This is a genomic window from Micromonospora sp. WMMA1363 (genome assembly GCF_030345795.1).
Taxonomy (GTDB): Bacteria; Actinomycetota; Actinomycetes; order Mycobacteriales; family Micromonosporaceae; genus Micromonospora.
In genome coordinates, this window is record NZ_JAUALB010000001.1 from 1,035,729 (window position 1) to 1,054,410 (window position 18,682).

The 18,682-nt window shown below is 73.3% G+C and carries 17 protein-coding genes and 1 pseudogene; 8 read left to right on the top strand and 10 right to left on the bottom strand.

Features of this window, described 5'->3' with window-relative positions:
• Window positions 1–73: 73 nt before the first annotated feature.
• Genes QTQ03_RS04760 through QTQ03_RS04775 form a run of 4 tightly spaced genes read right to left on the bottom strand, consistent with a single transcriptional unit; the run spans window position 74 to window position 3,151 of the window.
• The gene (locus tag QTQ03_RS04760) at window positions 74–1,141 is read right to left on the bottom strand and encodes an ABC transporter ATP-binding protein (RefSeq protein WP_502889693.1); all 1,068 of its coding nucleotides are present in this window, start codon (window positions 1,139–1,141) and stop codon (window positions 74–76) included.
• Window positions 1,138–1,962, bottom strand: coding sequence for an ABC transporter permease (locus QTQ03_RS04765; RefSeq protein ID WP_289276905.1), 825 nt, complete (start codon window positions 1,960–1,962; stop codon window positions 1,138–1,140). Before QTQ03_RS04765 ends, QTQ03_RS04760 begins: the two co-directional genes overlap by 4 nt.
• Window positions 1,959–2,729, bottom strand: coding sequence for a molybdate ABC transporter substrate-binding protein (gene modA / locus QTQ03_RS04770; RefSeq protein WP_502889694.1), 771 nt, complete (start codon window positions 2,727–2,729; stop codon window positions 1,959–1,961). The genes QTQ03_RS04765 and modA overlap by 4 nt, the downstream gene beginning before the upstream one ends.
• A complete protein-coding gene (locus QTQ03_RS04775) occupies window positions 2,726–3,151 on the bottom strand; it encodes a TOBE domain-containing protein (RefSeq protein WP_289276906.1) in 426 nt (141 codons plus the stop codon). Before QTQ03_RS04775 ends, modA begins: the two co-directional genes overlap by 4 nt.
• A gap of 206 nt (window positions 3,152–3,357) precedes the next feature.
• Between QTQ03_RS04775 and QTQ03_RS04780 the strand changes: the two genes are divergently transcribed.
• Window positions 3,358–3,822 (top strand): Fur family transcriptional regulator, encoded by a 465-nt coding sequence (locus QTQ03_RS04780; protein ID WP_289276907.1) that lies wholly within the window; start codon window positions 3,358–3,360, stop codon window positions 3,820–3,822.
• Between the two features lie 52 nt (window positions 3,823–3,874).
• Here QTQ03_RS04780 and smpB read toward each other — a convergent pair.
• A pseudogene (gene smpB / locus QTQ03_RS04785) lies at window positions 3,875–4,359 on the bottom strand (SsrA-binding protein SmpB).
• 104 nt (window positions 4,360–4,463) lie between these two features.
• The gene (locus tag QTQ03_RS04790; RefSeq protein ID WP_289276908.1) at window positions 4,464–4,976 is read right to left on the bottom strand and encodes an NUDIX domain-containing protein; all 513 of its coding nucleotides are present in this window, start codon (window positions 4,974–4,976) and stop codon (window positions 4,464–4,466) included.
• A gap of 350 nt (window positions 4,977–5,326) precedes the next feature.
• Here QTQ03_RS04790 and QTQ03_RS04795 point away from each other — a divergent pair, with 350 nt between their 5' ends.
• Window positions 5,327–6,469, top strand: a complete 1,143-nt coding sequence (locus QTQ03_RS04795) for a carboxylate-amine ligase (RefSeq protein ID WP_289276909.1) — start codon at window positions 5,327–5,329, stop codon at window positions 6,467–6,469.
• 56 nt (window positions 6,470–6,525) lie between these two features.
• On the opposite strand, the gene QTQ03_RS04800 is transcribed toward QTQ03_RS04795, so the two are convergent.
• Window positions 6,526–8,310, bottom strand: coding sequence for an N-acetylglutaminylglutamine amidotransferase (locus tag QTQ03_RS04800; protein ID WP_289276910.1), 1,785 nt, complete (start codon window positions 8,308–8,310; stop codon window positions 6,526–6,528).
• Between the two features lie 197 nt (window positions 8,311–8,507).
• Window positions 8,508–9,293 (bottom strand): TetR family transcriptional regulator, encoded by a 786-nt coding sequence (locus QTQ03_RS04805; RefSeq protein WP_289276911.1) that lies wholly within the window; start codon window positions 9,291–9,293, stop codon window positions 8,508–8,510.
• A 96-nt stretch (window positions 9,294–9,389) separates the two neighbouring features.
• Between QTQ03_RS04805 and QTQ03_RS04810 the strand changes: the two genes are divergently transcribed.
• Window positions 9,390–10,313 (top strand): ABC transporter ATP-binding protein, encoded by a 924-nt coding sequence (locus tag QTQ03_RS04810; protein WP_289276912.1) that lies wholly within the window; start codon window positions 9,390–9,392, stop codon window positions 10,311–10,313.
• The gene (locus QTQ03_RS04815; RefSeq protein WP_289276913.1) at window positions 10,310–11,929 is read left to right on the top strand and encodes an ABC transporter permease; all 1,620 of its coding nucleotides are present in this window, start codon (window positions 10,310–10,312) and stop codon (window positions 11,927–11,929) included. The genes QTQ03_RS04810 and QTQ03_RS04815 overlap by 4 nt, the downstream gene beginning before the upstream one ends.
• Window positions 11,930–11,980: 51 nt before the next feature.
• Here the strand turns inward: QTQ03_RS04815 and QTQ03_RS04820 are convergent, their stop codons facing one another.
• Complete coding sequence (locus QTQ03_RS04820; RefSeq protein ID WP_289276914.1) at window positions 11,981–12,901, bottom strand: SGNH/GDSL hydrolase family protein; 921 nt, start codon at window positions 12,899–12,901, stop codon at window positions 11,981–11,983.
• 444 nt (window positions 12,902–13,345) lie between these two features.
• Here QTQ03_RS04820 and QTQ03_RS04825 point away from each other — a divergent pair, with 444 nt between their 5' ends.
• The 4 genes from QTQ03_RS04825 (at window position 13,346) to QTQ03_RS04840 (ending at window position 18,357) form a co-directional block, all read left to right on the top strand.
• Window positions 13,346–13,876 (top strand): CPBP family intramembrane glutamic endopeptidase, encoded by a 531-nt coding sequence (locus tag QTQ03_RS04825; protein ID WP_289280677.1) that lies wholly within the window; start codon window positions 13,346–13,348, stop codon window positions 13,874–13,876.
• 167 nt (window positions 13,877–14,043) lie between these two features.
• Window positions 14,044–15,522 carry a polyprenol phosphomannose-dependent alpha 1,6 mannosyltransferase MptB gene (gene mptB / locus QTQ03_RS04830; RefSeq protein ID WP_289276915.1) on the top strand — a complete coding sequence of 493 codons (1,479 nt, stop codon included), beginning with the start codon at window positions 14,044–14,046 and terminating at the stop codon, window positions 15,520–15,522.
• Entirely contained in the window at window positions 15,519–16,856 is a 1,338-nt protein-coding gene (locus QTQ03_RS04835; RefSeq protein WP_289276916.1) for a glycosyltransferase 87 family protein, read from the top strand. The genes mptB and QTQ03_RS04835 overlap by 4 nt, the downstream gene beginning before the upstream one ends.
• 82 nt (window positions 16,857–16,938) lie before the next feature.
• Window positions 16,939–18,357, top strand: a complete 1,419-nt coding sequence (locus QTQ03_RS04840; protein WP_289280678.1) for an MFS transporter — start codon at window positions 16,939–16,941, stop codon at window positions 18,355–18,357.
• Window positions 18,358–18,465: 108 nt separating this feature from the next.
• On the opposite strand, the gene QTQ03_RS04845 is transcribed toward QTQ03_RS04840, so the two are convergent.
• A complete protein-coding gene (locus tag QTQ03_RS04845; RefSeq protein WP_289276917.1) occupies window positions 18,466–18,669 on the bottom strand; it encodes a type II toxin-antitoxin system RelE family toxin in 204 nt (67 codons plus the stop codon).
• Window positions 18,670–18,682 lie beyond the last annotated feature (13 nt).

Here is an 18,682-nt window from a genome sequence, read left to right on the forward strand (position 1 = left end):
CGGTGGTTCACGGTTGTCGTCCCCGCCGGCCGGCTCGGGCACCGCGTGTCCGCCGCCGGGGCGACGGCCGGAGTCACACCGCCGGGTACGCGTGTGTCTCGGCTGCCTCGACCGCGGCCCAGACCGGCTGCCCGGGCACCAGGCGCAGTGCCGCCGCGTCGGTCGGCGTGACGTCGGCGGCGACCGCGATCGGCCCGTCCAGCTGCACGCGCACGTTGTCGCCGTACCGCTGCACGCCCGCGACCGTCGCCAGCCAGGTGTTGCGCGGGCTACCGGTGGGCCGGTCGGGGTGCAGGGCCACCGCCGACGGCCGGAACGCCACGAAGGCGTCTCCGTGGAGCCGGTCGGCGACGGTGAGCACGAGTCCGGCCGCGATCCGGACGCTCTGCCCCTCGGCCTGTCCCCGGTGCAGGTTCAGACCGACCAGCCGGGCTACGTAGTCGGTGCGTGGCCGGGCGGTGACAGTCGCCGCGTCGCCCTCCTGCGCCACTCGGCCACCCTCCACGACGACCAGCCGGTCGGCGAGCACCAGAGCGTCCAACGGGTCGTGCGTGACCAGCACGGTGGCACCCGGGTGGGCGGCCAGGTGCCGGTGCAGTGCGGCGCGGGTGTCCAGCCGGGTCCGGGCGTCCAGGGCGGCGAGCGGCTCGTCCAGAAGCAGCAGCGCCGGCGCGACGGCGAGGGCGCGGGCCAGGGCTACCCGCTGCGCCTGCCCGCCGGAGAGCTGCCGGGGCCGTCGGTGGGTGTGCTCGGCCAGCCCCACCCGGGTCAGCCAGTCCTGCGCCGTCGCCCGTGCGGCGCGTCGGGCGGCACCATGCCGGCGCGGCCCGAACGCCACGTTGTCCAGCGCGCTCAGGTGTGGGAAGAGCAGATAGTCCTGAAAGACGACTCCGACCGAGCGGCGTTCGGTGCGGACGAACGTGCGCCGGCCCGGACGGTCCAGGTCGGCGCCGTCCACGGTGACGTGACCGGCGGTCAACGGATGCAGCCCGGCCAGTGCCCGCAACGCGGTGGTCTTGCCGGCGCCGTTAGGGCCGAGCAGCGCCACCACCTCGCCAGCGGCCACCTCTAACGGCACATCCAGGCGGAACTGGCCCCGGTCCACCACGAGGCGCGCGTCGAGCAGTGGTGCGGCGGTCACGGGCTGGTGATCCACCGGTCGCGCAGGCTGGTCAGGATGGCGACCGAGACCACGAGCAGGATCAGGCTGAGCACCACCGCGGCCTGCACGTCCGTCTCCAACGTCAGGTAGACCGCGAGCGGCATGGTCCGCGTCCGGCCCGGATAGTTGCCGGCGAAGGTGATGGTGGCGCCGAATTCGCCCAACGCCCGTGCCCAGCACAGCACCGCCCCGGCGGCCAGGCCCGGGGCCACCAGAGGCACGGTCACGTGCGTGAACGTCGTCCAACGTCCGGCGCCGAGGGCCGCTGCCGCCTCCTCGTACCGGCGGTCCGCGCCGCGCAACGCTCCCTCCACCGCGATGACCAGGAAGGGCATCGCGACGAACGCCTCGGCGAGCACCACCCCGGCGGTGGTGAACGGCAGGGCGATCCCGAAGGTCGAGTCGAGCCAGCCGCCGAGCAGACCACGCCGACCGAACACGAGCAGCAGCGCGACCCCGCCGACCACCGGCGGCAGCACCAACGGCACGGTGACCAGCGCGCGCACCAGACGTCGGCCGGGGAACTCGACCCGGGCGAGCAGCCAGGCCAGCGGCACCCCGAGCAGCAGGCAGAGCAGGGTCGCCAGGGTGGCGGTGAGCAGCGACAGCCGCAGCGCGGCGAGCACCGCGGGCTCGGTCAGCCGCTGTGGCAGCGTGCTCCACGGCGTCCGGGCCAGCAGGCCGGCCAGGGGCAGAACCAAAAAGGTCAGGCCGAGCACCGCCGGCAGCAGCAGCGCCAGTGGTATCCCGCCCACCCGTCGCCGGGCCGGTCGCCGGGGCGCCGGGTAGGTCGTCGTCATGGCCCCTGGAACCCGGCTTCGATGAGGACCGCCCGCGCCGGGGCGGACCGGACGTACGCGACGAAGGCACGCGCCCCCTCGGGGTTCGGGGCATCGGCGAGGACGGCGATCGGGTAGGCGTTCACGGCCGCGGCGGAATCGGGGAACTCGACGGCCGTCACGTCCGCCCCGGCGGCGTGGACGTCGGTGCGGTAGACGAGTGCGGCGTCCACCTCGCCCAGCGTCAGCTTCGACAACGCGCCCTTCACGTTCTGTTCGAGGGTGACGGGGGTCAGGGTGATCCCCGCCGCGTCCAGAGCCGTGCGGGCGGCCGCCCCACAGGGCACCTGCTGGGCGCAGAGCGCCACCTTCAGGTTCCGCCGGGCCAGGTGGGCCGGACCGCGTACGCCTTGCGGGTTGCCGGACGCGACGGCGATGACGAGCTGATTGCGGGCGAAGACGGCCGGCTCGCCGTCGAGGGCGCCGGCCTCGGCGACGGTGGCCATGTTCTGCGGCGCGGCGGCGGCGAAGACGTCCGCGGGGGCGCCGACGGTGACCTGGGTGGCGAGGGCGGAACTGCCGGCGAAGTTGAACACCACGGTCACACCGGGGTTGGCCGCCTCGAAGTCCCGCCCGATCCGGGTGAACGACTCGGTCAGCGACGCGGCGGCGAAGACCGTGACCGTCCCGTCGTCGCCGGCCGGTCCCGCACCTGATCCGCCGCAGCCGCCCAGGGCAAGCGCGGCGGTGGTGGCCACAGCGACGGCACGCACGGCGTGCGCTCTCACGGCACCTGCCTTGCCCCGGAGCCGGCCGCCGGCCCGGCCCGTTCCACCACCACGGTCGTCGACTTGATCACGGCGACCGCGAGCGAGCCGATCCGCAGGTCCACGTCGTCGACCGCCTCCCGGCTCATCAGCGAGACGATCCGGAACGGGCCGGCCTGGATGTCGACCTGCGCCATCACGGTGTCCTTGACGACGTTCACCACGATGCCGCGCAGCCGGTTGCGGGCCGAGGAGGCGTCCGCCCGGTCATCCGGCTCGGCGGACTGGGCGCGGGCGAACGCGGCCAGGTCCACCCCGTCGACCATCCGGTGCCCGTGCTCGTCCCGGGTGGCGCGGAGTCGGCCCGCGTCGATCCACCGGCGGACGGTGTCGGCACTCACGCCGAGCAGCTCGGCCGCCTCCCCGATCCGGAACATCGCCACAGCCGACACCCTAGCCCCTCGCATCCGCGAGTAAGAAGCACGGTCTGGCTGGTCTCTGCCCCATTATCCCGCCGAATCCACCCGCATTCGCGCGGCGCACCGACAGCGCCCTCGCGGCGTGCCCGACGGGGTACCGGGCGAGGACGAGCGCACCGCGGTGACGGTGCGGATCAGGCCGCGCGGCCCGCGACGGCCGGACACGCATAATGGAGTCGGCCGGCGCGGGGTCGCCGGCCGACGGTTGGAACAGCGGACGGAGTACGGTGACCCAGGCGATGCCGAACGTGACCCGGAACACTCGGCAGCGTGCCGAGGTGCTGGCCCTGCTCCGCCAGGTCGAGGGCTTCCACACCGCGCAGCAGCTGCACCGAATGCTCTGCGACCGCGGTGCCAGGGTCGGCCTGACCACGGTCTACCGGACGCTCCAGCTCCTGGTCGGCGCCGGAGAGATCGACTCCACCCGGCTACCCGGCGGCGAACAGCTGTTCCGTCGGTGCAGCGAGAGCCGCCACCACCATCATCTGGTCTGCCGCCCCTGCGGCCGGACGGTCGAGGTGGCCGGCCCGGCCGTCGAGCGCTGGGCCGACCAGGTGGCGGCCGAGCACGGCTTCACCGATGTCGGTCACACCCTGGAGATCTTCGGCACCTGTGCCGGCTGCGCCGCCTCCTGACGGACCGTCCGCCGTCCGGTGGCCGCGGTCCGCCCCGTCCCACCCGCCGGGGTCAACTCCCACGTCGTGGGCGGCCCTTGAGCCGCCGGCCCAGCTCCCGGGCGATCTCTCGGTCGGCGTCGCGTTCTGCGAGCACCTGCCGCTTGTCGTACGACTTCCGCCCCTGGGCCAACGCCAGCTCGACCTTCGCCCAGCCGTTCGCGAAGTACATCGACAGGGGGACCAGGGTCAGGCCGCCGTCGCGCAGCCTATCCCGGATCCGGTCGATTTCCACCCGGTGCAGCAGCAGCTTCCGGGTGCGCCTGGGCGCGTGGTTGGTCCAGCTTCCGTAGCCGTACTCGGTGATGTGCAGCCCGTGCAGCATCAGCTCGCCGTCGCGTTCCTGCGCGAAAGCGTCCACCAGGGACACCCGTCCCTCGCGCAGCGACTTCACCTCGGTGCCGGCCAGCACGATCCCCGCCTCGTACGCGCGTAATCGTGCCGGGCCCTACGATTCGAGGCGATCAGCGTGCGTGGGTGCTGCCGGGTGGTGCTCACCGGGTGCAGGATACGCCGGCGGGCCGCCAACGGGTGCGGCGCACTGAGCCGTCCGGCTCGGCCCGTCTGCCGCGATGTCGGTAGTCCTGCCGAGGGTGGCGAACTCAGGGGGAGTGCCGGGCGAGGAAATCGGCGAGCACCCGGGTGTGGGTGGAGAACGCCAGCTCGACCGGTTCGGTGAGCACCAGCCACTCGGTGGCCTCCGCGGTGGGCGCGGAGGGCGGAAGCGACGCGGCTCCCCGCGCCGGCAGCTCTCCGAAGATCATCATCGTGCCGGCGGTCGGGGCGCTGTGCACCGCGAACAACGCCGCGTCGGCTGGTTCGGCGAGTAGGCCGGTCTCCTCGCGTAGCTCCCGGACCAGCGCCTCCTGCCACTGCTCGCCGTACTCGATGAAACCGCCGGGTAACGCGAGCAGCCCGCGCGCCGGTTCGATGTCCCGGCGGACGACCACCACGCCCAGGCCGATGTCCGTGCGCACCGGCAGCACCGCCACCGCGACCGGCAGCGGGTTGCGCCAGACGGTCTGGCCGCAGGCCGTGCAGACCCGGGGCCACGCAACCGCCGGTGGGTACGCCATGCCGCAGTAGGAGCAGTGCGAGTACGCCGCGCCGGTCATGCCGCCGCACGTTACCCGCACGCTCGCCGGTGCTGGGATCGGCTCCGGGCTCGCCGGCCGGGCGGCGCCCCGGCGGGCCATCCTGGCCCCCACCGCCAGCCGTTCGAAGTGTTTGGCTTCGCAGGACGCGTTCGGGCTTCCGTCAAATAATCGGCATTCCCCGCGGCATTCTGTGGCCCGGCTCACCCCGGGAGGAGTCGTCTATGTCGGTGCGATTCGTCCTCGTGCCTGAGGGTCCGCACGCCCCAGTGCCGCCGGCCCGGCGTTTCCCGCTCCCCTGGCCGGGAACCCGGAGAACATCCGGCAGTGCGGCGCCCGGCGCGCCGCCCGACGAACGGACGGCACCGCCCATGACATACCGTCCGGTACCGGCCGCCACCCTGCCCGACCTCAGCAGACTCACCCTCGGTGTGGAGGAGGAGTACCTGCTGCTGCACTCCGGGACGGGGGAGAGCCTGCCGGTCGCCGGCCGGGTACTCGACAGTCTGGCACAGACCGCCCGCGGCCAGAGCCGGCGGGAGTTCCGGCACAGCATGGTCGAGATGGTCACGCCGGTCAGCGCAGACCTGACCGAGCTGCGGGAGCAGCTGATCGCACTGCGTGAAGCCGCCGCCGACGCGGCCGAGGCCGCTGGCGCCCGTCTCGTCGCGGTGGGCGCCACACCGGTGCGCGAGCCGCACCGGACCGTGCCCGACGAACCGCGCTACCACGCGATGTCCCGGCGGTTCGGGCCGGTCGCGCACGACCCGGCCGTCTGCGGCTGTCACGTGCACGTCGGGGTGCCGGATCGGGAACTTGCTGTGCAGGTCTGCAACAACCTGCGTCCGTGGCTACCGGTGGTGCAGGCGATCACCGCCAACTCGCCGTTGCACGACGGCCGCGACACCGGGCACGCGAGCTGGCGGTCGATGCAGCTGGAACGCTGGCCGAGCATCGGCCCCACCCCGTACTTCGATTCGCTCGCCGACTACGAGGCGACCGTGGCTGACCTGATCAACGCCGGCATCATGCTGGACGCGGCGATGGTCTACTGGTATGCCCGGCCGTCCGTGGCGTACCCCACCGTGGAGGTCCGGGTCGGCGACGTCTGCCCGACGGTCGACGACACGGTGCTGGTAGCCGGGATGGTCCGGGCGCTCGTGGCGACCGCGGCCGACGACGTCCGCGTCGGCGCCGACACCCCACGGATCCGGGACTGTCTGGTCGCGGCCGCGCACTGGCGCGCCGCCCACGACGGGCTCGACGGTGACCTCATCGACCTGCGCTCCGGCCGCGCCCGGCCCGCCTGGGAACTGGTAGACGACCTGTTCGCCACGGTCGCGCCCGCGCTGGAGCGTCACGGTGACCTGCCGTACGTCCGCGAGCAGCTGAACCGGGTCCGCCGGGACGGCAACGGCGCGGCCCGGCAACGCCGCATCCTCGCCCGTACCGACGGCGACGTACGTGCCGTCCTCGAGCACCTGGCCGCCGAGACCCGTCCCTGCCCGTCGTGATCGCGGCACCCCTTCTCCCACGACACCCGCCGTGGCCAGGAGGCTCCTCCCACTCCTCAGCGGATGTGGTGCGTCTGGAGCCACAGCTCCAGCAGGCCGAGCTGCCACAGCTTGTTGCTGCCGGCCGAGGTCCGCGCCGCCGCGGGATCGGCGAGCAGTTCCTCGACGTACTCGGGCCGGAACAGGCCCCGCTCCCGGGCCGCCGGTGCCCGCAGCGCCGCCACGACCTGTTCCCGCACCTTGCCGTCCACGTTGCGCAACGCCGGCACCGGGAAGTAGCCCTTCGGTCGGTCGATCACCGCGGCTGGTAGCACCTCCCGGGCGATCTCCTTGAGTATTCCCTTGCCGCCCTGCGCCGCCTTGTGCTCCGGCGGACAGGCCGCCGCGAGCGCCACCAGGTCCTGGTCGAGGAACGGGGTACGCACCTCCAGCCCCCACGCCATGCTCATGCTGTCCACCCGTTTCACCGGGTCGTCGGGGAGCATCCGGTGGGTGTCCAGGCGCAGCACCGCGTCCAGCGCGGTCTCCGCGCCAGGCGCGGCCAGCTCGGCAGCGAGTAACTCCCGGCTGGCGTCCCGGTCGCCGGCGTACGCCGGACCGACCACCCGGGTCAGCTCGGCGTGGTCGCGGTCGAAGAAGGCCGCCGCGAACGCCTCCGCCGCGCCGTCGCGGTGCATCGCGACCAGTGGCTGGTGGTAGCCGTACCCGGCGAACACCTCGTCGGCGCCCTGCCCGGACTGGGCCACCTTCACGTGTTTCGCCACCTGCTCGGACAACAGGTGGAAGGCGACCACGTCGTGACTGCCCATCGGCTCGGTCATCGCGGCCACCGTCGCCCGGATCGCCGGCACGAGATCGTCGTTGGCGAGCCGGATCCGGTGGTGGTCGGTGTCGTACGCGCGGGCCACCAGGTCGGAGTAGCGGAACTCGTCGCCGGCCTCGCCGTCCCGGCTGTCGAACCCGATGCTGAACGTCCGGAGGTGCTGTTGGCCGGCTTCGGCGAGCAGCGCCACGATGAGGCTGGAGTCCAGCCCGCCGGAGAGCAACACGCCGACCGGAACGTCGGCGACCAGCCGTCGCCGGACCGCCGTGCGCAACGCGCCCCCGACCGCCGCCCGCCAGTCCCGGTGGTCCATGCCGGCGTAGTCGGGGTCGCGGACGTACTCCGGACGCCAGTAGACGCGTTCCCGGCTGCGTCCGTCCGCCTCGACCACCCGCAGCGTCGCCGGGGGCAGCTTGCGGACACCGCGCAGGACGGTTCGCGGTGCCGGCACGATCGAGTGCCAGGACAGGTAGTGGTGCAGAGCCACCGGATCGATGCCGGTGTCGACATCGCCGCCGCGAAGCAGGGCCGGCAGGGTCGAGGCGAACCGCAGCCGGCCGGGGGACTCGGCGAGGTACAGCGGTTTGATGCCGAGCCGGTCCCGGGCCAGCAGCAGTCGCCGCCGAGCCCGGTCGACCAGCCCGATCGCGAACATGCCGACGAGATGCTCGACGAAGGCCTCTCCCCACTCGGCGTACGCCACCAGGATCACCTCGGTATCGCTGGTGGATCGGAAGGTGTGCCCCGCGGCACTCAGCCGTTCGCGCAGCTCCGGGTAGTTGTAGACACAGCCGTTGAAGACGAGGGCGAGTCCCAGGTCCTCGCGCACCATCGGCTGGGCGCCGGCGTCCGACAGGTCGATGATGGTGAGTCGCCGGTGGCCGAGGGCTACCCAGGCCGCACACCACGAGCCCTGGCCGTCGGGCCCGCGGGAGGACATCGCGTCGGTCATCCGGGCCACCGCGTCCGCGTCCGGCGTCGTCCCGTCGAACCGGGCCTCACCACTGATGCCGCACATGGTCAGCGCTCACCGGCCCGCTGTCGGGCCGCCCGGTCGAGGCGGCCGTCAACCACCGGACCCATCCGCCACCGTCCCGTCGCGCCGGCCGCGGACCACTTCCTGCGGCCCGCTCCCGTCCACCGGACGGGAGCCTCGGCTACCCGCTGTCCGGCCAGCCAAACGAGCGTCTCAAAAGAGTCGCGAAAAATGACCCGCTAGTCCGCGTCGGACCGGTCCAGATGCCGGTAGACCGTCGCTCGGGACACCCCGAGCACGGTGGCGATCTCGTCCACCGAGTGGGTGCCGGCCGCGTGCAGCCGCCGCGCCGTGCGGACCTGCTCCGGACCCATCGACCGGGGGCGCCCCGGCTGCCGCCGGCCGGCCGTGCGCCTGGTGCCCGCGCTCGCGCCGTCCAGCGGTTCGGCACCGGCCGGCGGTCCGGCGTCGCCCGCGCCTCCCGCGCCTCCCAGCAGCCGGTGTACGCCGTCGAGCATGTCAGCGCGCAGGGTCTCCTCGGGGACGTCGTCGATCAAGACGATCGGGTCGCTGCACATCGCGATGGCCTGCACGGCGCGCACCCGCTCCCGGCGTCGGGCGTCCGGGCCGGCGACGATCTCGTTGGCGCGCCTGGCAATCTGCATGATCCGGTGATAGGTCACCCCGCGGGAGAGCATGGCGATGTCGTGGAAGAGCACGCGGAGCGGGCGGCGGTGGCGCAGCAGCGTGTCGATCCAGCCCGCGAGCAGTGCCTCGCGGGCCCGCGGGGGCGGCAGCGCGGCGGTGGCGTCCAGGAGCGACTCCAGGTCCACCAGCAGCGGCTCGGTCAAGGCGGAGAGCAGGTCCTCCTTGGCGGGAAAGTGGTACAAGACGCCTGCCTTGGTCAGCCGCAGCCGCTCGGCGATCTGCCGCAGCGAGGTGCGCTGGTAGCCGTACCGGGCGAACAGGTCCAACGCGACCCGCAGGATCTGGGTGCGGGTGTCGTCGGGCGCCTCGGCGGTCATGTCGCTGAGCGTAGCCGCGGTCCTGATCGGTGGGTTGAAACCACTGACCGTCGGTCAGTAGGCTGGGGTGTCGAACCGGCTGCGGCAGGAGGAGCCATGCCCGTCATCGCGATCGCCGGCCTGGTCAAGAACTTCGGTACGGTCCGCGCTCTCGACGGCCTCGACCTGTTGGTCGAGGCCGGGGAGGTACACGGGTTCCTGGGGCCCAACGGCTCCGGCAAGTCCACCACCATTCGGATCCTGCTCGGCCTGCTGCGCCGCGACGTCGGCGACGTGCGGCTGCTCGACGCGGATCCCTGGCGCGACGCGGTGGCGCTGCACCGCCGACTCGCGTACGTGCCCGGCGACGTGAACCTGTGGCCCAACCTGTCCGGTGGCGAGGCGATCGATCTGTTCGGCGCGCTGCGCGGCGGGCTGGACCGGCGTCGCCGCGACGAACTGCTGAGGCGCTTCGATCTGGACCCGACGAAGAAGTGCCGCTCGTACTCCAAGGGCAACCGGCAGAAGGTCGCGATCGTCGCCGCGTTCGCCTCCGACGTGGAGCTGTATGTGCTCGACGAGCCGACCTCCGGGCTCGACCCGCTGATGGAGGCGGTGTTCCAGGAGGAGGTCCGCCGGCTCACCCGTGACGGTGCCACCGTGCTGCTCTCCAGCCACGTCCTCGCCGAGGTCGAGGCGCTCTGTGACCGGGTCAGCATCATCCGCGCCGGCCGCACCGTGGAATCCGGCACACTGACTCGACTGCGGCACCTGGCCCGGACCACGGTCACCGTCGAGACGGCGCGCCCGCTGGTCGGCGTCGCGGAGCTGCCCGGCGTGCACGAGGTGCGTGCCGTGGACGGCCGCACGCGGCTGGAGGTGGAGCCGGAGCACCTCGACGAGCTGCTGGCGCACCTGGTCCGCTTCGGGGTGCGAGCGCTCACCAGCGCCCCACCGACCCTCGAAGAACTGTTCCTGCGGCACTACGACGGCGCCGCGGGCGACGGCCGGGTCGCCGCCGGCGCGGAGCGGGTCCGATGAGCGCGTTCACCGGCACCGGCCGGCTGGCCCGGCTCGCCCTGCGACGCGACCGGACCAAACTCGGAATCTGGGTGCTCGGCACCCCGCTGCTCGGCGTCGGCCTGGCCGGCAGCGTCACCGGCGTCTACCCGGACGAGCCGGCGCGGATCCAATACGCCGAGACCGCCGCCACCAGCGTCGTCGCGCGCGCGTTCAACGGCCCGATAGTCGGGCCTGACCTCGGCGCGGTGGTGGTCGCCGAAACCCACCTCACGCTTGCCGTGCTCGCTGCGCTGATCAGTACATTCGCCGTCGTCCGGCACACACGGCAGAACGAGGAGACCGGTCGGGCGGAGCTGCTCGGCGCCGTCGCCGTCGGCCGGTACGCGCTGCTCACCGCCGCCCTGCTCGTCGTCGTCGGGGCGAACCTGGTGCTCGGTGTGCTCCTCGGGTCGGCCTTCGCCGTCACCGGTCTGCCGCTCGCCGGGTCGTTCGCCGCCGCCGGAGCGCTCGCCGGGGTCGGTGTCGCCTTCACCGCCGTCGCCGCCGTCGCCGCCCAGCTCTCGGTCACCTCGCGCGGCGCGAACGCGCTCGCCGCAGCCGCCGCCGGCGTGGCGTTCCTGCTCCGCGCCGCCGGGGATGTCCTCGGCGAACGGGACGGCCTGCGGGTGGAGAGTGCCTGGCCGTCCTGGCTGTCGCCGCTCGGCTGGGGCAACCAGGTGCGGGCGTTCGGCGGGGAGCGCTGGTGGGTGCTGCTGCTGCCCGGGGCGCTTCTGGTGGGCGGGGCCGCGCTCGCGTTCCTACTCGCCGGCCGACGCGATCTCGGCGCCGGGCTGCTCGCCACCCGCCGGGGCCCGGCCCACGCCGTCGCCGGGCTGCTCAGCCCCGCCGGTCTGCTCTGGCGGCTGCACCGGGGCGCCCTGGTCGGCTGGGCGGTCGCGGTGGTGATCCTGGGGTTCTCGATGGGAGTCGCCGCCGACGAGGTCAACGACATGATCGCGGAGAATCCCGCGGCGGCCGAGGCGATCGCGGCGCTCGGCGGCGGAACGAACCTGGTCGACGCGTTCCTCGCCGCGATGCTCGGACTGTTCGCGCTGACCATCGGCGCGTACGTCGTGCAGGCGCTGCTGCGCACCCGCTCGGACGAGGCCGACGGGACGCTGGAGTCGGTGCTCGCGACCGCGGTGAGCCGCCACCGCTGGCTCGGGACACAGGTGGCCGGCGCGGTGCTCGGCGCGGCCGTGCTGGTGCTGCTCGCGGGCCTGTCGACGGGCTTCGGGTACGGCGTGGTGGCCGGGAACGCGATGGGACGGACAGCCGAGCTGGGTGTGGCGGCGCTGCTGTGGCTGCCGGCGCTGCTCGTCGTGGCCGGTGTGGTGACCGCGCTGTTCGGGCTGCTGCCCCGTTGGTCGGTGGCGTTGTCCTGGGTGTCGTTGATCGGGTTCCTGCTGCTCGGGCAGCTCGGCGCCGCGCTTGACCTGCCGCAGGCGGCGCTCAACCTGTCTCCGTACACCCATGTTCCGTCGGTGCCGCCGGTCGACCCGACGGCGCTGCCCCTGCTGGTGCTCACCGGTGTGGGGATGCTGCTGCTGGCCGCCGGCCTGGCCGGCTTCCGCCGCCGCGATGTGCCGAGCTGAGGCGGGCAAGGGCGCCTTGCCGCTGGCCAAGCGTAGCGGAGGGAACCCTGGTTAGCGTGCGGCGTGCGGACCGAACCGGCCAGCCGGGTCAGCCTCCCCGGTCGGGTCGGGGGTGCAGGCGGCGAGGGCGGCGGCCAGGTCGCGGCCGAGACGGTCGTCGAGGCGACGGGCCTCGCCCCGCAGCGTGTACCAGGACTCGGCGGCGGCCAGCCAGACCAGCTGCGGCAGCAAGTCGGTGCACCGGTCCCGCACCCACCGGGTGCCCTTGACCGCCAGCCAGGTCAGCTGGGCGGCCCTGGTCGGCGGCGGGTTTCCCGGCCGCGGGTCGGGGTGGTGGTGCACCGGGACGCCACGCTCGCGCAGCAGGTCGGCGTACGCGCTGGCGAGCAGCCGGTGCCCCCGCTCACTCGGGTGCAGGCGGTCGACGCTCCACATGTCCCGGCGGTAGGTGTCCGGATGGTTGGCGATGTCGAAGTGGACGGTGCCGTGCAGCGCTGCCGCATGATCGGTGACCGCGTTCACCGCGGCGATCCGCCGGGCGAGTGGCCGGGCCAGCCCGGACGGCAGCCCGAGCATCCGGCCCGGTTCCGGCAGCCGCGCGGTGAGCACCAGCGCCCCGGTGCGGCGCAGCGCGCCGATCGTGCCCAGCAGCGCCGCGCCGATCGCGGACACGTCGAAGCGGGCGCGCAGCGTGTCGTTGACCCCGACTATCACGGCGGCCACCGTCGGCCGCAGGTCGAGGGCGGCGGGGAGCTGGTCGCGGAGCACGTCGGCGGTGAGCGCGCCGGTGTGGGCGAGATTGTGGAACTCCACACCGGACGGCCCCGCCGGGTCCGGCGGGGCCAGTCCGTCCGCGAGTAGCGCGGCCCATCCGCGCCACGTCCCGTCGGGCATCGGATCGCCGAGACCGACCGTGATCGAGTCACCGAGCGCCGCGAATCGCACCGGTGTCGGAGCGTCCGGAGTAGGCACGATCGTACGGTGGGGATCCGTCGTACCCGGCAGGCCACATCCAGCCGACAGGAGAGCGAACTCCGGCGGAAGATCCAGGCGGCGTCGCCGTCCGTCTCGCCGGGAGTCGTAGCGTGAGGACGTGGAAACGACCACGAGCGGCGCTTCCGGGGAGCGACCGGCCGACGGTGGGACTGTCGGCGTGGGCCCACCCGCCCGCCGCGCGGCGGACGGGCCTGCCGCCGACGGCGCCCGGCGGGGCCCCGCGCGGCGTCGACCCGGCTGGCTCGGAGGCGCCCATGGTAGGCGGCGTCCGTCGACGGCGGCGACGGGCACCTCACCGACGCCGCCCGGCGCCGGGCGGGCACGCCGGGTGTGGTTGGCCGTCGAGCACGTGGCGCTGTTCTACGGCGCGGTCGCCGCGTACACGACTGTGGATCTCCCGGGCGGCCCATTCCCCCGTTGGTGCTCCTCGGGCTGCTCACCGGGTGGTGGCTGCGCCGGCAGCCGGGATTCGACCGCGGCGACCTGGGCAGACCGGCGGCGCTGTGGGCCGCGGTGCCGAGCATCGCGCGGCTCTGGGCCGGCATGGCGGTGGTCGCCGTCACCGGGATCGCCGTGCTCGCCCCGGACCGCCTGTTCGACCTGCCCCGCCAGACCCCGCTGATCTGGGTCGCCGTGGTCGTGCTGTACCCGCTGCTCTCCGTCTATCCGCAGGAGCTGGTCTTCCGCGCCTTCCTGTTTCACCGGTACGCGCCCCTGTTCGGCACCGGCACGGTGCTCGTGGCGGCGAGCGCGACGGCGTTCGGCGTCGCGCACGTGATCTTCGGCAGCATCTGGTCGGTGTTGCTCACCCTCGCCGGCGGCGCGCTGTTCGCCTGGCGGTACCGGCGAACCCGGTCCCTGCTGGCCGCTTCGGTCGAGCACGCCCTCTACGGGATCCTGGCCTTCACCGTCGGCCTGGGTGACCTCTTCTACCACGGCGTGACGCGGTGAGCCGATGTCGCCGACTCCTCCGCCGGGTGCGCACCCGGCGCCGCTCGATGGTGCCGGCATCGAGATGGGCAGGGCCGGACGACCGAGCGCTGAGCGGACACTCAGGGGTCGCCTGCTGATCGACAGGCGGCCGTCTGGCGGTCAGGTCGTCCCGGCATCCTGCCCGCGTGCTGTCACCGCCGAGCGTCTCCGCCTACCGCCTTCTCGGCGCGGTGGGCGCCACCCTGCTGGCGGTCGCGGGCTGCGGCGCCGGTGCGTTGCCAGAACGGGGCGCACTCTGGTGGACGAGCCTGCGCCACCTCGACCGGCCGGCACTGCTCTGCGGATACGCGGGGTTGACCCTGCTCACGGTCGCCTGGTGGTGGGCCGGGAGCGATCTGCGGCGGCCCGCGGCCGGGACGGCCGTGGGCCATCCGAGGTTCCCGGGCGTCCCCTCCGCGCAGCTGGGAAATCCCTGGTCCGGGCGAACCGACCGCAGGGGCGCCGCGATCACCCTGGCCTGCTGGGCGGGGCCGCTGCTGCTCGCGCCGCCGCTGTTCTCCCGGGACGCCTACAGCTACCTGGCGCAGGGCGCGATGGTCCTGGCCGACCTGGATGTCTACCAGTTCGGGGTGGCCCACCTCGGCGGGCGGCTTGCCGCTGAGGTACCGCAGATGTGGCAGCACACGCCGGCGCCGTACGGTCCGGTCTTCCTGGTCCTGGCCGCCGGGGTGTCCGCGCTCACCGGTGGGCACCTGGCGCTGGGCGTGCTCGCGCTGCGCGTCGTGGCCCTCGCCGGAGTGGCGCTGCTCGTAGCGAATCTGCCCCGGCTGGCCCGGCACGGCGGCGTCGATCCGGCCGCCGCGCTCTGGCTGGGCGTGCTCAACCCACTCGTACCGCTGCACCTGGTCGCCGGCGCACACAACGAGGCGGTGATGCTCGGGCTGCTCGTGGTGGGACTGCGGCTGGCGGTGGCGCGTCGGTTCGCCGCGGCCACCGTGCTGGTCACCCTCGCCGCGCTGGTGAAGGTGCCGGCACTGCTGGGACTGTTGGTGGTGGGCGCGCTCGCCGTCCGGCGGGTCGGCGTCCGCGTCGCGGTGGCGCGTGTCGCCGGCGTCGCGGTCGCCACCGGCACCGCTGTCACCTGGGCCACCGGCATCGGGTACGGCTGGATCGGTGCCCTCGGCGCACCGGCCTACCGGCACAGCTGGTCGATCTCCACGGCGCTCGGCCGGGTGGCACGGCGTTCGACCGAGGCGCTTGGGCTGGACCTCGGCGCCGCGCCGATGCGGGCTGGTGTCGCACTCGGGTTGCTCGGCGTGCTCGCCGCCGCCGGGGCCGTCTGGCGGTACCGGCACCGGCTCGGCCCGGCCTACGCGGTGAGCCTGGTCCTGCTGGCGGTTGCGCTGCTCGGCCCGGCGACCCGGCCCTGGTACGCCCTGTGGGGCCTGGTCCTGCTCGCGGCGGCGGCACCACCCGGGCGGGCCCGGCACGTGGCCGCGCTCGGCGCGGCGGTGTTGGCGTTCGTGACGCTGCCCAGCGGCTTCGGTCCCGACGCCGGGCAACTGTTGCTGGCGACGGCCGGTGTGCTCGCCGGGCTGGTGGCGGTGGCCGTGCTACGTCTGCTCACCCCGCCGCCCCGGCTCGCCCTGGCGGTTCCCCGATGACGGCGGCTGCCCCGGGTGCCCGGCTCGACGCCGGTGGCGCTGCCGGCGGGTCGGAGCACCCGAGCCGGGGGCAGCTCCTCCGGCGGGTGCTGCTGGTGTCCGGCCTGGCCACCACGATCGGGGTGGCGATAGCGTTGCTGCCCGGGCACCGGGGCTGGTTCGACATCGGGGTGTATCACGGCGCGGTGCGGCACTGGGTGGCCGGCGGCGCGCTCTACGAGTGGACGACCTGGAACGGCTATGGCTTCACGTATCCGCCGTTCGCTGCGATCGTCATGTTGCCGATGGCGGCCGTGTCGTGGTATCCGACGATCGCCATGAACCTGGCGCTCACCGTGCTGGCCGCCGGGTTGCTGCTGCACCTGCTGGTGGCCCCGCTTGCCCGCCGTGCGAACTGGTCCCGGTGGTACGCGTTCGCGTTGGCCGCCTGCCTGCTTGCCGGGCTCAACCCGGTGCGCGACACGGTCAGTTTCGGCCAGGTGAACCTGCTGCTGATGGCGCTGGTCTACGCCGACCTGTGGCAGCTGGAACGGGGACGCCGGCTGGCCGGAATCGGGATCGGGCTGGCGGCGGCGATCAAGCTGACCCCGGCGGTGTTCGTCGGGTATCTGCTGGTGACCCGCCGCTGGCGGGCCGCCGGCGCGGCCGTCGGAACCGCGGTGGCGGCGACCCTGCTCGCGTTGGCCGTGGCTCCGCACGCCACCCGCACCTTTTTCACCGAGGCGCTGTGGGACACCGGGCGGGTCGGAAAGCTCGAGTACGTGTCCAACCAGTCGCTGCTCGGGCTCGTCGCCCGGCTCGATCCGGCACACCCCGACCGGCTGCTCTGGCTCGCCCTGGTCGCCGTGGCCCTGACGGCGTGGTGGGTTCGCGTCGGGCGGGCCGCCCGCGCCGGCGACGAGCGGGCCGGGTTCGCCCTGACCGGGGTGCTGGCCTGTCTGGTCAGCCCGGTCACCTGGGTGCACCACCTGGTCTGGTTGGTGCCCGGCCTGGTGGTGGTCGCCGCGGCGACGCTGCCGTGGCCACCGGCCATTCCGGCCGCCCGGCGTCGACTGCGCGCCGGCATCGGGGCGTACGCGGTGCTGTGCAGCGGCGTGGTCTGGGTCTTCGCCAACGGATCCGCCGGCCCGCATGGGTTCCTCGGCGGCAACGCGTACCTGCTGGTCGCGGTCGGGATGCTGGCCCTGATTCCGATCAGCCCGCGGCCCGGGGCGGCACCGCCCGACGCACCCCGGTCCGGGGGCACGCAGACCGTCGGTGGCCCCGGGCTGGCCAGCGGGGACGAGGCCACCGGGGTCAGCTCGGGAACGCCGGGGCCTCGGGGATCGCGCTGAAGCGTTCCGTGGCGCGGCGAGCGACCAGAGCGGCAAAGCGGGCATAAGTTACAGTTCGCTCGTGTCCGCTCGCCCGCCTCGCATCGGCGCATCCACCCCCGCCGCAGCTGCTTCGGGCCGGTCGACGCTACTAGCGGCCTCGGCGTGCATCTCCATCATCCAGCTCGACGTCTATGCGCTGAACCTCGCTCTGCCGACGATGGCATCGGAACTGGACACGTCCGTAACGAACCTGCATTGGGTGATCAGCGGCTTCCTTCTCGCGGAGGCGGCGTTTCTCGTGCCCGGCGGGCGGCTCGGCGACCTGGTCGGTCGCAAACGCATGCTCGTCGCCGGACTGGCGGTCATCGGCCTGGGCTCCCTGGGTGCTGGACTGGCGCCCACCGCCGCCAGCCTGATCGCTTTCCGTATTGTCGGGGGGATCGGCGCCGGCATCGTGTTTCCCCTCGCCTTCGCGGTCATCACCCACGCGTTCCCTGGGGGGCGGGCGAAACGCGCCATCGGCAGCGCCTACGGCGTCGGAGCCATCGCGCTGGCGCTCGGGCCCCTGTTCGGCGGTGGGATCACCGAGCTGGTGAGTTGGCGGACGGTGCTTCTGGTGGACGCTGCTCTGTGCGTCGCCGCCACAGCGGTCGTCGCAACGGGGTTGCGGGAGTCGCGGGATCCCACCGCCCCTCCTGCGATCGACCTGCCTGGTCTGTTCACGGTGGTGCTCGCGGTCGCCGCGGTCACCCTCGCGGTCGATCGAACGAATGCCGGGTCGCCTGTCGCGACCGTGGGCCTCGTCGTGGTCGGACTTCTGGCGATGGCGGCGTTCGTGCTACGCGAGCGGGTGGCGAGATACCCGCTGGTCGAACTCGATCTGTTCCACAACAGCCGCTACGTGATTATGACGCTGATGGGGATGGTTGCTCACGTCGCGTTCACGGTCGCGGTGTTCGCGGCCACGATCTACACCCAGCAGGTCAGGGGCTACTCGCCGTTCGTCGCGGGCATGATCGTCCTCGCTCTCTGCGTTAGCGGGGGAATCGCCGGCCCAATCGCGGGACGCCTCAGTGAACGCTGTGACCCGCCACGGGCCATCGCCCTCGTCACGATCGTCGGCGCGATCGGCCTGCTGACGGCTTCCGCCGGCGGTCACCTCGCGTGGTATTTGCTGGGCCTGGCGGTGACCGGGCTCGGATACCGGACCGCATACGCGATGACGAATCTGGGAACGCAGGCCATCACTCGGGCCGAGCGAGTGGGACAGGCCTCCGGCGTCACCCAGGCGGCGCTTCTCGGGGCTGCCGGCATAGCGGTCGCGGCCACCGGCAGCCTGATCGAGACCGGGGAGCTGCAGGCGAACCTCGCCCAAGCCCTCAGCCAAGCCCTGCGGTGGCTGGCCGCCGGCAGCGTCGCGGCCGCGGCACTGCTCGCCTGGCGATCCGGTGTCACCGCTGACACCAGTGCGGATTCCGCGCAAGCGCGGCTCCGTCGACGCGGAACATGGGCCGGGTAGTCGGCGTGGCAGGATGGCTGCCACCGGCGCGCGCCGCAATCACCTTCACGTTCGACATCGCCGGACCGGCACTGTGGGTGGCATGGGAGGTGCGCTGCCCGGACGAACCTACGAACGGTAGGAGTCGCGCCGATGGCGGATCGAGTGGATCTCCACGACCCGCTTGGCCTCGTTGATCCGGTAGATGATCCGGCACGTGCCGCGGCGGGCGGAGTGGAAGCCGTCAAGGGGTTCGTCGAGTGGCCTGCCAACTTCGCCAATATGATCGATTGCCGACGGGCGGTGGCTTCTCCACCACCGGCTGGTCAGCACGAAGGGCGGGGAA

Coding starts and splice junctions, on each gene's coding strand:
- QTQ03_RS04765 (WP_289276905.1), bottom strand. CDS start 1,962: ATGACGACGACCTACCCGGCGCCCCGGCGACCGGCCCGGCGACGGGTG.
- QTQ03_RS04780 (WP_289276907.1), top strand. CDS start 3,358: ATGGAGTCGGCCGGCGCGGGGTCGCCGGCCGACGGTTGGAACAGCGGA.
- QTQ03_RS04790 (WP_289276908.1), bottom strand. CDS start 4,976: ATGACCGGCGCGGCGTACTCGCACTGCTCCTACTGCGGCATGGCGTAC.
- QTQ03_RS04795 (WP_289276909.1), top strand. CDS start 5,327: ATGACATACCGTCCGGTACCGGCCGCCACCCTGCCCGACCTCAGCAGA.
- QTQ03_RS04800 (WP_289276910.1), bottom strand. CDS start 8,310: ATGTGCGGCATCAGTGGTGAGGCCCGGTTCGACGGGACGACGCCGGAC.
- QTQ03_RS04805 (WP_289276911.1), bottom strand. CDS start 9,293: ATGACCGCCGAGGCGCCCGACGACACCCGCACCCAGATCCTGCGGGTC.
- QTQ03_RS04810 (WP_289276912.1), top strand. CDS start 9,390: ATGCCCGTCATCGCGATCGCCGGCCTGGTCAAGAACTTCGGTACGGTC.
- QTQ03_RS04815 (WP_289276913.1), top strand. CDS start 10,310: ATGAGCGCGTTCACCGGCACCGGCCGGCTGGCCCGGCTCGCCCTGCGA.
- QTQ03_RS04835 (WP_289276916.1), top strand. CDS start 15,519: ATGACGGCGGCTGCCCCGGGTGCCCGGCTCGACGCCGGTGGCGCTGCC.